The organism is Flavobacterium sp. MMLR14_040 (assembly GCF_033657265.1).
Taxonomy (GTDB): Bacteria; Bacteroidota; Bacteroidia; order Flavobacteriales; family Flavobacteriaceae; genus Flavobacterium.
This window is the reverse complement of the sequence record NZ_JAWVWO010000001.1, coordinates 358222-370937: the sequence shown is the minus strand read 5'-3', so window position 1 is coordinate 370937 and position 12716 is coordinate 358222. Positions and strand designations below refer to the sequence as shown.

The following is a 12716-nucleotide window of genomic DNA, read 5'->3' as shown; positions in this document are numbered from 1 at the left end:
TATAAGAACTAAAATTTCTCTGTTTATTGTTTGTTTTCATCTTGGCAAATGTAAAAAATAATATATACCTAAAGCAATGGTTTTAATTAAAAAAAACTTTAAGATTTATAATCTTGAAACGCATTCAGAATCAATTTATTTTCAACGGATTGGTTAATTTTTATTTTTCCGATTCCTTCAATAAGTGCAAATTGAATCAATCCGTATTCATTTTTTTTATCATGAATAAGTAATTCTAAGATAGGATCTATGTCATTTTCTTCGATTTCTACATCATCATAGATACTTTTAATAGCTGTTTTAATTTCAGCATATTCTTCTGCAGTAATTAAATTTTTCTGCCATGAAATATAACTTTCTAAGATCATTCCTATAGCAATCGCTTCTCCGTGCAATAATGTTTTTTTAGTTTCACTTTCCAGAAAATAACTTTCTATCGCATGACCTAAAGTATGACCGAAATTTAAGGCTTTACGAATATTTTTTTCTGTTGGATCCTGAATTACAATATCGTTTTTAATTTCTACAGAACGATAAATTAGTTCATCAAAATCAACATAATCGATAGAATTTAAATCTAAAAATTGTTTCCAGTATGGTGCATCGTAAATTAAACCATGTTTTAGCATTTCTGCCAAACCAGAGCGCATTTCACTTTGTGGTAAAGTTTCAAGGTAATTTGTGTCAATCAAAACCATTTGAGGCACATTAATAACCCCAATTTGGTTTTTAAGATTTCCTAAGTCAACGCCTGTTTTTCCTCCAACAGAAGCATCAACCATAGATAATAGAGTAGTAGGAATATTAATAAAATCGACTCCGCGTTTGAAAGTCGAAGCTACAAATCCGCCTAAATCTGTGACAACGCCACCGCCAAGGTTAATTACAAGAGATTTTCTGTCAGCACCAAGTTCAGTTAAAACCTTCCAGATTTCTATACAAGTTTCAATATTCTTATTAGCCTCGCCAGATTCAAATTCAATTATTTCAATTGTTAAATCGGTTTCAAGTAAAGGCAAAAATTTAGGTAAACAATGCTCATTTGTCTCATTATCAACTATAATAAACAAATTTGAATACTTATTGTCTTTTAAATGTGTATTTAAAGCATCGTACGCATTTTGATTGAAATGCACTAAATAATTGTTGGCTTGAATAGATTGCATATTTCTTTGGTTAATTGAAACCACAAAATAAGGCATTTTTAACTAAATAATATTCAAACTTTAGCTTTAATTTGTTTTAAAAACAGCTTAAATAAAATGGTTTCAAATAACAAATTATTACTTTAAACACGCTTATTTTTTAAAATCTGTTCCTTGTCAAAATTATTTTACTTCGCAATATGGATTGAGGAGCTTCGCGTCTGAATAATTTTTATTCTTAGCCAAATTAATAAATTTACAGGCATTTTCTTTGTCATTAAGCTTCATGTAGCATATGCCTAAAAAATATTCAGTTTTTCCATTCTCCAATCCAGGTTTTTTTATAGAGTTTAAAAAATAAGGTATTGCTTTTTCATTTTGTCCCTGATTAAAATAATAAAAACCTAAATTCTGACTCACATAAATGTTTTCAGGATCAATTTTCAATGCTTTTTTATAGGTATTTAGTGCTTTGTCAAATTTTAATTCCGTTTGAAATTTTTGCGCTTCAATGATATATTTTGTAATCAAAAAACTATTCTTCTGTTTTAAAAGAGTGCTGTCATTTGGAAATTCTTTTACTCCGTCATTAATAAAATCAACTAATTTTTCCTGATCAAGTCCGGCATTTTGTAAAGCGGCAACAGTTGTAGTCCAGGCTTCGGGCGATTTAATATATTTTGAAAATATTTTATGTTGCTTAATTATTTCAGCAGTATCTTTTTTTTCAGAAGCTGTAAATATTGATGTTTTATATAAAGAATAATTTCTTGGGCGTAAATAAAAAGCCTGTTTACTGTAGATGTATGCACTATCACTATTTCCTTTTTTATTGGCTATGACATACTTAAAGAAATTAATTCGTCCGGTATAAGGGTTAATTTTAGTAGCTTTTGAAAAACAATTCATTGCTTTTTCGTAGTTTTTTTCCCTTACATAATAAATTCCGGCATACTCATAAAACGACTCTGCGCTTTGAAAAACATTAGGAAATTTAGGCATTCTCCTTAGTACTTCATCACCTGTTAAAGCTCCTTTGTCTTTAAAATTAATGTCATCTTGCGCAATTAGATATTCCAAATTTGAAGCTTTATAGATTATATAAGCTGAATAACTTGTTAAGCAGGCAATACAAATTAAAACAACATAAATGTTTTTATTCTTTTGATTTGAAGTTATTGTATGTTCTTTATCTGATAAATCTAAATTTACAACAGTCAATGCTAACAATAGCGCAAAAATGATCTGCATTGTTGGTCTGTACATTGGAAAATTAAAAAAGGAATCGACGCCATAAACAACCAATAATAGTAAGGTCAATAATGCAATTGTTTTTGTTTCTGAATTTTGAGATTTAAGAATCCTTTTCGCATTAGTGAAAAAGATAAAAATAAAAAGTGATAAATAAACCAATGCGTTGATAATACCTGTTTCACAGCAAATTTCCAGAAAATCATTATGAGCATGTAAGGAAACAATAAATTCATCCGAGATATATTTTTCATACGGAATAGATTCTACCTGATAATTTCCTAATCCAATACCAAATATTGGATTCGTTTTAGTTATTTCGATACTATTTTTCCAATAATTTAATCTGGCTTGTGTTGATCCATCCTTATCAATATGTTTAAATCTATTTTCTAATGAAACGTAACGCGAAGTATCTTTAGATTTTTCAAAAATTCCACTAACAAATACCATAGCAATCAAAACAGGGATAACTAGTGTAATGATTTTTATGTACCCTGATTTTTGAAACGAACTTTCTTTTAATAAAAAAGCGGCAAAAATTAAATAAATTAATGTCAAGGAAATGTACGGCGTTCTTGCTCCGGTTAAAAATATAACACTTGTTACTGAAAATAAAGCAATTAAAAGGAACCATTTTTTAAAACTTTTAAAATGAGTGATTGCTAATAATAAGAACGGAACTTTAATAGTAAGGCTTGCTGCCAGAATATTTATATTTCCAGTGTTACCTTTCAAGTTATTCAGTAATTCAATGATTGAGGCATGTTTAGGAATTATGATAAAATGACAAAGTTGCTGCCATGACTGAATTAACGCGGTTATGCAAATTATAAAAACAATTTTGTAAAAAAGATCAAGCTTATCTTTAAGTAGAAGAGAAAGATTTATAAAAAGACAAAATACAATAGCTATTTCTGTGAATTTAGTTATAACGAGCGATGTGTTTTTAGCAGAAAAAAAACTTAAACCACAAAGAAGTAGGAAAACTAAGTAAATTTTAAAAACATAACTCTTTTTTAATATAGGAAGGATTTGATTTGAAAGACGAGATGAATTAAAATAATAATAAAACCCAAAAATAAGATTCAGTACCGATAAATATAGAAACTGTGGATTTATAATTTCGAGAGTCTTAAAATAAGGAAGAAAGTCTATTATTAAAAGTGAGATTAAAAAGAAAAAAACAACAAAATTTGGTATGGACTGTTTTCCCTTTAATTCATTAATAATATTATATGCTTTACTATTCATATTTATTTTTTTTGCAAAAGTAAATAAAATATAAGTAAAATCTTACTCTTAATATAAAAATAAACTTTGGGGAGATTAAAGATATTAAAAAAATCTGATATTCCTGATGAATAATATTCAAAACAGTCGCTATCTTTGCGCAAAAAATAACGTAAATGGAAAAAATATTCGATAACACTCAAGTTGCATTTTCGCTAAAAAGTGATACTGAACTTGATAGAGCCTATTTTCTTTTTAAAATGATAGACAGTCAGCCTTTAGTGAGGATAGGAACTGCTGTTACCAATTTTGCTATAAAAGCAAATCTTCCGGTTGAAGGATTAATCCGTGCAACTGTTTTTGACCATTTTTGTGGTGGTGTAAACGAAAATGACTGTATTACAGTTGTAGATAAAATGTTTACAAAAGGCGTTTCGTCTGTTTTAGATTATTCAGTTGAAGGAAAAGAAGAAGAAGAGCAATTTGATGCTGCTTTACAAATGACTTTAAAAACTATTGAATTTGCTAAGGAACGTCTGGCTATTCCGTTTGCGGTTTTTAAACCAACAGGGTTTGGTCGTTTTGAATTGTATGAGAAATTAGGAGAAAAACAAACGTTAACTCCGGCAGAACAAGCAGAATGGGATAGAGTAGTAGCTCGTTTTGATCAGGTTTGCAGCGAAGCGCATAAAAAAGATGTTGCTTTATTAATTGATGGTGAAGAAAGCTGGATGCAGGACGCTGCTGATGATTTGGTTACCGATATGATGCGTAAATACAATAAAGAGAAAGCAATCGTTTTTAATACGCTACAAATGTACCGTTGGGATCGTTTGGATTATTTGAAAAAATTACATGAAGTTGCCAAAAACGAAGGGTTTTTTATTGGAATGAAATTGGTTCGTGGCGCTTACATGGAAAAAGAGAATAAAAGAGCCGAAGAAAAAAATTATGTTTCGCCAATTTGCATTTCAAAAGAAGCAACAGATGTTAATTATGATGCTGCTGTACATTATATGTTAGACCATTTAGAAACAATGTCAATTTTTGCAGGAACTCATAATGAATTGAGTTCTTATAAATTGATGGAAATGATGCAGGAGAAAGGTATTGCCAAAAACGATAACAGAATCTGGTTTGGGCAATTATATGGAATGAGTGATAATATCAGCTATAATTTGGCCGAAAACGGTTATAATGTAGCAAAATACCTTCCGTTTGGACCTGTAAAAGATGTTATGCCTTATTTAATTCGTCGCGCCGAAGAAAACACTTCAGTTGCAGGGCAAACAAGCCGCGAATTATCTATGATTAAAGCAGAACGTAATAGAAGAAAAGGAAAATAATCTTTCTGAATTTTTAGATTTTAGATTTTACATTTTACATTTTACATTTTACATTTTACATTTTACATTTTACATTTTACATTTTACATTTTACATTTTACATTTTACATTTTACATTTTACAAAAAAAATCCATTTGCTTTGCAAATGGATTTTTTTATTGGAATTTGGAATTTCTTACTAAGAGTTACTAAACTGCAGATTGCTTAAGTTTTTGTAGATTCCGTTTTCTAGATTTATTAATTCCTGGTGCGTTCCTTCTTCTGTAATTCTTCCATTATCGAGAACTAAAATTTTATCAGCATTTCTAATAGTCGAAAGACGATGCGCAATAATAATGCTTGTTCTTCCTTCCATTAAAACTTCCAGAGCTTCCTGAACCAGTTTTTCGCTTTCACTGTCTAATGATGACGTAGCTTCGTCGAGAATTAAAATACTTGGGTTTTTAAGCAGCGCACGCGCAATTGCAATACGCTGGCGTTGACCTCCTGATAATTTTACACCACGTTCCCCTACTAAGGTTTCGAATTTTTCCGGGAAACCTTCGACAAAATTTAAGGCATTGGCTTGTTTTGCAGCTAGCATGATTTCTTCATTTGTTGCATCCGGTTTTCCGTAGGCAATATTTTCTCTAATTGTTCCCCCAAATAAAATTACATCCTGCGGAACGATACTCATATTACCTCTAAGATTCTCCAAATCATAATCGTAGATATTTTTTCCGTCTATAAGGATTTCTCCCGATGTAATATCATAAAAACGCAGTAAAAGAGAGGATATAGTTGATTTTCCGGCTCCACTTGGGCCAACGATTGCGATCTTTTGACCAAATTCTGCTTTAAAATTTACCTCTTTTAGTACTTGTATTTCCTTACGGGAAGGATAACTGAAAGCTACATTATTGAAACTTACATTTCCTTGTATTTTTTCTAAAGAAGAAGCTTTAGGACTTGCTTTTATATCTTCCGGAGTTTCTTCTAATAATTCAAAAACACGTTCTGTTGCTCCAACTGCTTTTTGAATTTGAGCATACATTTCGGCAATTCCCCCAAAAGAAGCGCCAATAAAAGTAGTATAGAGAACAAATGAAATTAAATCTCCAACGCCTTCAACTTCGCCTTTAATCGTAAGGGTAATTCCGTACCAAACAACGGCTACAACACATCCAAAAAGACAAAGAATAATAAACGAAGCAAAATAACCACGGTATTGACCCCCCTTAATTGCAATTTTTACTATTTCCTTGATCTTATTTTTATACCGCTGAATTTCATACCATTCATTGGCAAAAGCTTTTACATTGCTTATTCCCTGTAATGTTTCTTCAACAATTACCTGACTTTCGGCTACTTTATCTTGTGTTTTTTTTCCGTATTTACGAATAAACCTTCCAAAAACTACGGCGGCAACAGCTACAATTGGCACAATAGCCAACATCATTAAGGTTAATTTAGGGCTAATATTTCCTAAAATCACAAAACCGCCAATAATCAAGATTAACTGACGCAAAAACTCAGCAATTGTAGTTGTAAAAGTGTCTTGTAACTGAGAAATATCAGCACTGATTCTGCTGTTAAGTTCTCCAACACGTTTTTGAGAATAAAAAGACATTGGAAGTTTTACCAGATTCTCATACAATGCAAAACGAATATTGGATAATGAGTTTTCGGTAAAATTTACAAAAAGAGAAATTCTGAAAAAAGAAAAAACTGCTTGCAGGATTAAAATTCCCATAAGACCAACAGCTATTTCATTAGCTCTCGCAAGATTTTTATTGGTAACACAATCTACCAGCATTCCCATTAATTTTGGAAAGGCGAGGGCAGTGGCGCTGGTTAAGAGTAAAAAAATCAAACCCAGAAAAAATTTCCATTTGTGATTTTTACCGTATTTAAAAATTTTAAGTGCTTTTTGAATTGAATTAGAGTCTAATTTAGCTTTCGGTAAATCATTTTCTTGAAATCTTGCCATTTGAATACAATTAAGATATGCAAATGTATGACTCTGGCAAATGAATACAAAGAATATTATCGATTCCGTTTAAGATTTCGTTTTTTAACTAATAAATAATAAAAAGATAAATTCTCTTTGCTTTTTAAAAAACTGAATAACAGATTGATAAATACCAATGTGAAAAAATATTTCACTTTTTTTATAAATATGCTTGCAAATACAAATTCTAGCTGTATATTTGCACTCGCAATCACGAAATGATAGCAGCCTAGTAAAATAGGGCGATTAGCTCAGCTGGTTCAGAGCACCTCGTTTACACCGAGGGGGTCGGGGGTTCGAACCCCTCATCGCCCACCAAAAAACTCCTTAAGAAATTAAGGAGTTTTTTTATGTCTTTTTCTCTGCAAATTTTACCTTGATCCGTTTTATTACGTTTATGAAATAAAAAAATCAGATGGAAAATCCCGGTTTAAATCGCGCAGTTTTAACTACAATATAAAATTCAAAGACCTTATATCTTCTAAAATGCTATAATATTTTTTTTACTACATTTGACATAGATATTATTTATTGGCAAATTTATTGCTGAGAAGTAAATCAAATCATAAACGCCAAATTTTAAAATGAAAAAAACACTCATAACTCTTTTATTTGTATTTACTCTTATAAATATATTTGGGCAAACGCCAACCACTCCAGCAATTGAAAAACCGAATGATGTGGTTACTAATAAAGTGATAAATCCGCTTGCAAAAGTTCCATTAGACGAAACATCAATCCTAATTTATGATTACGACGGCGCTCTTGTATCATTTGATTTAGAAGCCGAACGAATTAACTGGACGGTTAAAGCTACAGATGCTTATACTGAAATGTGCGCAAATAAGATAACGCTGCAAGATGGAGTTGTTTATATTCCGTTTATCAACGGTGAGATTTTTGCAGTGGATAACCAAAGTGGTGAAGTTTTTTGGAAAACTAGAATAGGTAATATTACAGATCAAATTGTACTGAAAAATCAAATTCCAACCATAAATAATGGAAAGCTTTATATAACGGCTCAAAATAATAACATTTATGCTCTTAATATAAAAAATGGGAGTTTACTGTGGAACTACAAGTTAGATTCTCCAAATAATGATATTCCGGTTCTGTTTTTTGACAATAAAATTTTTACGCAAAGCGGAACCAGTTTTTACAGTTTTGAAGCTAATACAGGAAAACTTCTTAATCAAAAAACCTTTCAGGAAGCTATTTATGGAAAACCTGTAACAGATGGTGAAAATATATTTATAGCAAACGAAAAAAATATCCTTTTTGCCTTAAGTCCTGATAAACTTGATATTTTATGGGAATTTAAATTAGATGAAAACCAACATAGTGTCAAAGAACGTATAGTTTGCAAAGACAAAAAAATATATTTGGCAGCACAAGGCGAGGAAGTTTCTTCTATATATGCTGTTGATTCAAAAACAGGAACTCAGTTATGGAAAACTGATTTTAAAGGTGATAATGTTGAATACATTACCGAGGAAAGCGATAATCTTTGGGGATATACCCGCAAGAAAAAACTTTTTCAGATAGATTTATCAAACGGTGAAATAGCATCGGAAGCAAAATTGACAACCAATCCTATTTCAAATTTTGAATTTCCTATTGATGATTCTCTGTTTTATTATTCGGATGCTGCTTTAATTCAATTTGACTTAAAAACAAAAGACGAAAATGAAGTTTATCTGCGAACTTCTATTAAAGATGATCCTTATAGTGCCTATCTAAAAATAATTCGATAACATACAAAGAAAAAGCCGTCTAATCAGACGGCTTCTTTGTTATTACTACTATAATAATTTTAAATTTTGAAATATTATTATGGCTAATGATCTTCTTTTAATTAATTTTCAGTTAAAAGACTGTCTAAATTGCAAAGGAGATTGGTTTGTTTTTATCTTGAAAAGTTTACTGAATGATTGCGGATGCTCAAAACCAAGTTTATACGCAATCTCTGTTACAGACAATGAAGTAGAAGTTAGTAAATCTTTTGATTGCTCGATTAAATTATTTTGGATGTATTGTTGCGTGTTTTGCCCCGTGAGCGAGCGCAGCATGTCGCTTAAATAACGAGGCGATAAATTGAGATGAGTACTAACAAATTGTACAGATGGCAAGCCTTTTTCTAAACTGTTTTCTTTTATAAAATACTCCTGTAAAAGATTATCCAATGCAGTGACAATTTCGTGATTCGCTGTTTTTCGGGTAATGAATTGCCTATTGTAAAAACGATTACTGTAATTTAATAATAATTCTATTTGAGAAACCAGAACATCCTGACTGAATTGGTCAATACTGTTCTCTAATTCTTCTGCTATTGTGTTGAATAAATTTCGAATGATTTTCTTTTCTTTTGCAGATAAAAACAATCCTTCTGAAACTGCATACGAAAAAAAGCCATATTGATTTATGGTCGCGCCTAAAGGATAATTTCTAATAAAATCAGGGTGAAAATACAATGAATACCCTTCGTAGCTTTCTAAATTTTCTGAGGAAACTACGATTTGGTTTGGTTTTAAAAAAGCTAAACCCCCTTCTTCAAAATCATAATAACCGTGTCCATACTTTATTTGTCCTTTGAAATTGGTTTTGAATGAAATTTTGTAAAAATCCAGACAAATTTTTTGATTTTTTTCAAACGAACTCAATACTACATCATCATAATTTACCAGCGCAATAAAAGGGTGCAAAGGCCCCGGCAGTTGAAGATAAGACAGCAACTGAGAAATACTTCTAAAAGTCTGTATGTTTGAATTATCTTGTTTCATCTTAAAAAATAAATTTACAATAATACTTTAATATACACTAGCGAAAGCTAATTTTGTACTGAAGGACGAATAACAATATCTCCAATTTCAACATCCAAAGGCTGTTCAATCGCATACAAAACAGCATTTGCAATTGCATCGGGGCTAATTGCCATCTTTTTCATATTTTCTTTTACTACAGATTTCATTGTATCGTTTTTAATGTTGTCTACAAATTCTGTATTCACCACTCCGGGAGAAATTCCGGTAATGCGTATTTCTCCATTCGACTCTTGTCTAAATGCTTCTGCAATAGTGCGTATTGCATTTTTAGTTCCCGCGTAAACACCTTGCATTGGTACAATTTTTATTCCCGAAGTGGAAATTATATTGATAATATGTCCGGATTTTTGCTGTTTAAAAAACGGAATAGCAGCAGCAATTCCATATAAAACACCTTTAATATTAACATCAATCATTTCATCCCAGCCTTCAATATCCAAATCATCAATTCGGCTAAGTTCGCTAATTCCGGCATTATTTATTATTACATCCAATTTGCCATAAGCGGTGATTGCGGTTTGAACCAGATTAAGTAAATCTTCTTTTTTCTTAACATCAGTTACAGCATATTCTACTTTTCCATTTGCCATTTTTATTTGATTTGCCAATCCGGAAAGCTTTTCATTTCTGCGGGCGCCCAATACAACACTGGCACCATTTTCAGCAAGTTTCAATGCAATAGCTTTTCCAATTCCACTGCTTGCTCCGGTAATAACAACAACTTTTCCGCTAAGTTTTTTTTCTGTAGTATTCATTTTTTTTCTCTTTATAATGAAGTACAAAAGTCGGTTGCCGTTTATTGTCTTATGTAGTTAGATTGGAGAATCTTGTAGTTGAATTGGTAAGAAATAAAAAAACTCCATTAGAATAATGGAGTTTTTTCTCAAAATATATTTTTAAATGCTTTAAGCTTTTCGTTTTACAAATTTTTCACTTAAATATTTCCTTACAGGAATATCGTAAATTGTCATTACCAAATAAGCAAATCCAACCAACAAAATCAGTCCGGAAACAACTATTATTGTAAGTTGCGTATTAACAGGTTTATAATTTGTGTAATAATTACCAAACATCCATAAAGCGGCGTAATGCGTCATGTACAAAGGGTAGGAGATATTTCCCGAAAACACACAAACCTTTTTAAATTTAGGCGATAATGCTGCACCTGCACCCAAAGCTATCAATAAAGGAAAATAAAACAGGACAACTAAAGGCTCAGAAAACCAGTTGAAGTTGGAAAATGGCATTATAAAAGCCAAAAGTAATAATATTGACAAACCTATAAATCCAAGTTTATTTTTGATGATCCAATTAGAACGATATATAAGTAATCCTGCTAAAAAAGAATAAGATATTCTGGCACAACCATCCCAAAAGGTGGGGCCGCTCCAGCCTCCTAACAAATTACCGGAACTATAACTTACATAACAAATAGCAATTGCAGCTATTATTGTTAGAAAAAGTAAATAATTACGGCTTATGCGATAAAGCACAAAAGCGTAAACAATATTGGCAATATACTCCCAAAATAATGACCATGCAGGTGCGTTAAAACTAAAAAGATTAAAACCACGATCGGCTATTATCGGTAATGGAATCATGAATAATGAACAAATAAATGTCAAAATAATTTTTCCGATGCTGTACAATTCAGGATGACCTCCAAACGGATCAAACAAAAATGCCAGCAATCCTAATACTGATCCTGCTACAACCAAAGGATGCAGTCTGATGATTCTTGCAATAAAGAACTTACGAAGCCCCATTTTGGCAATACGATCGTCATAAGCATATCCAATTACAAAACCAGAAAGACAAAAGAAAAAATCTACAGCCAGAAAACCGTGTCCGATAAAGTTTTGAGTAGGATCAGTGTAAATCCATTCCATAAAATGAAAAAGTACAACAGCAAAAGCTGCAATACCTCTTAATCCGTCAAGAATTTCAAAATGTTGTTTTGTTGGCAGAATTGCTGCGGAAGTATTGTTGGAATTCATTCTTTTATATATCCTTTCAGATTAAGTGAAATAGGGCGATAGTGCCTAATTTGAAGCTGTCGCAAATTATATAAATTAATAATCATATCAAAATTCGATAAACGCGTATTTCTACGGTTTTAATTGTATCTCAAGTTTTCTACTTTCGCAAGCGAAATCTTTAATACAATTTCATTTATTAAAGTTAAACATGTCCATTGTTTTCCTAAAAAGAGAAATTCACAAATAATTTAAATTAAATATGAAAAGTAAAATTATAAAACTACGCAATTTTCTAAATCGAAATAAAATATTTTTCGAAATTCTAGCCGCTATAGCATTAACTTCCACAAGTATTTTTGTTTCTATTAAAGCAAATAATATATCTGAAAGTCAAACTAGAATCATGGAATTGGAAAACACGCCAAGAATAGAAATTCAGAGAACACAATTATATGATGACTCAACTAAAACTAATTATACAACCAAGTGGATAGTTTTTAATAATAATAGTAAAATATCTAATTTTGAAATTCAAAAAGAGATTTCATATCTTAATATCAGGAAAAAAAATGGAAAAGAAATTGATATTCCCTTAGTAGAATATCTTAACCATCTAGGAAATTTAACTGGTCAAAGTGAAGGTCTCATATATGAATTTGATAATAAATATTGCAGTGAAGATGAGTTTTTAACTCGTAAAGAAATTTCAGATTATGGTGATATAGATGTAAAAAGTTTTATTGAAATTTCATATAACAACGTCTTAGGGAAAAAAGAAATAATACATTTTCAGATTTCACCATTAATTCAAGAAATTTCAGAAGATTCTTGGGAGGCAACAAATAAAGATTGGAGTGATAAAAATAGTAATGCAATTTATTTAAAAGACATTGAAAAAAATATTCAAAAAATAAAAAAACGCATTTAATAGTTTTTCTATCTAAACTAA

The 12716-nt window shown here is 30.8% G+C and carries 9 protein-coding genes and 1 tRNA gene; 4 read left to right on the top strand and 6 right to left on the bottom strand.

All coding sequences use genetic code 11. The features are described 5' to 3' along the window. Nucleotides 1-98 precede the first annotated feature (98 nt). The gene (gene aroB, locus SD960_RS01730) at nt 99-1166 is read right to left on the bottom strand and encodes a 3-dehydroquinate synthase (RefSeq protein WP_318800512.1); all 1068 of its coding nucleotides are present in this window, start codon (nt 1164-1166) and stop codon (nt 99-101) included. Between the two features lie 162 nt (nt 1167-1328). Beyond that, complete coding sequence (locus SD960_RS01725) at nt 1329-3134, bottom strand: O-antigen ligase family protein (protein ID WP_318800511.1); 1806 nt, start codon at nt 3132-3134, stop codon at nt 1329-1331. 671 nt (nt 3135-3805) lie between these two features. Here SD960_RS01725 and SD960_RS01720 point away from each other — a divergent pair. Then, a complete protein-coding gene (locus tag SD960_RS01720) occupies nt 3806-4975 on the top strand; it encodes a proline dehydrogenase family protein (RefSeq protein ID WP_318800510.1) in 1170 nt (389 codons plus the stop codon). A 179-nt stretch (nt 4976-5154) separates the two neighbouring features. Here the strand turns inward: SD960_RS01720 and SD960_RS01715 are convergent, their stop codons facing one another. Then, the gene (locus SD960_RS01715; protein ID WP_318800509.1) at nt 5155-6945 is read right to left on the bottom strand and encodes an ABC transporter ATP-binding protein; all 1791 of its coding nucleotides are present in this window, start codon (nt 6943-6945) and stop codon (nt 5155-5157) included. 261 nt (nt 6946-7206) lie between these two features. Here SD960_RS01715 and SD960_RS01710 point away from each other — a divergent pair. Then, nucleotides 7207-7284 (top strand) — tRNA-Val (locus SD960_RS01710). A gap of 266 nt (nt 7285-7550) precedes the next feature. Next, nucleotides 7551-8720, top strand: a complete 1170-nt coding sequence (locus SD960_RS01705; RefSeq protein ID WP_318800508.1) for a PQQ-binding-like beta-propeller repeat protein — start codon at nt 7551-7553, stop codon at nt 8718-8720. Nucleotides 8721-8828: 108 nt separating this feature from the next. Here the strand turns inward: SD960_RS01705 and SD960_RS01700 are convergent, their stop codons facing one another. From SD960_RS01700 to SD960_RS01690, 3 genes are all read right to left on the bottom strand, one after another. Further along, nucleotides 8829-9746 carry an AraC family transcriptional regulator gene (locus tag SD960_RS01700; protein ID WP_318800507.1) on the bottom strand — a complete coding sequence of 306 codons (918 nt, stop codon included), beginning with the start codon at nt 9744-9746 and terminating at the stop codon, nt 8829-8831. A gap of 47 nt (nt 9747-9793) precedes the next feature. Continuing rightward, complete coding sequence (locus tag SD960_RS01695; RefSeq protein WP_318800506.1) at nt 9794-10543, bottom strand: SDR family oxidoreductase; 750 nt, start codon at nt 10541-10543, stop codon at nt 9794-9796. 150 nt (nt 10544-10693) lie between these two features. Beyond that, a complete protein-coding gene (locus SD960_RS01690; protein WP_318800505.1) occupies nt 10694-11785 on the bottom strand; it encodes an acyltransferase in 1092 nt (363 codons plus the stop codon). A gap of 241 nt (nt 11786-12026) precedes the next feature. On the opposite strand from SD960_RS01690, the gene SD960_RS01685 reads away from it, so the two are divergent. Further along, nucleotides 12027-12695 (top strand): hypothetical protein, encoded by a 669-nt coding sequence (locus SD960_RS01685; RefSeq protein ID WP_318800504.1) that lies wholly within the window; start codon nt 12027-12029, stop codon nt 12693-12695. Nucleotides 12696-12716: the final 21 nt, after the last annotated feature.

Excerpts from the sequence above, each read along its gene's own strand:
- SD960_RS01700 (WP_318800507.1), bottom strand. The coding sequence starts at position 9,746 with ATGAAACAAGATAATTCAAACATACAGACTTTTAGAAGTATTTCTCAG.
- SD960_RS01690 (WP_318800505.1), bottom strand. The coding sequence starts at position 11,785 with ATGAATTCCAACAATACTTCCGCAGCAATTCTGCCAACAAAACAACAT.
- SD960_RS01705 (WP_318800508.1), top strand. The coding sequence starts at position 7,551 with ATGAAAAAAACACTCATAACTCTTTTATTTGTATTTACTCTTATAAAT.
- SD960_RS01695 (WP_318800506.1), bottom strand. The coding sequence starts at position 10,543 with ATGAATACTACAGAAAAAAAACTTAGCGGAAAAGTTGTTGTTATTACC.
- SD960_RS01685 (WP_318800504.1), top strand. The coding sequence starts at position 12,027 with ATGAAAAGTAAAATTATAAAACTACGCAATTTTCTAAATCGAAATAAA.
- SD960_RS01720 (WP_318800510.1), top strand. The coding sequence starts at position 3,806 with ATGGAAAAAATATTCGATAACACTCAAGTTGCATTTTCGCTAAAAAGT.
- SD960_RS01715 (WP_318800509.1), bottom strand. The coding sequence starts at position 6,945 with ATGGCAAGATTTCAAGAAAATGATTTACCGAAAGCTAAATTAGACTCT.
- aroB (WP_318800512.1), bottom strand. The coding sequence starts at position 1,166 with ATGCAATCTATTCAAGCCAACAATTATTTAGTGCATTTCAATCAAAAT.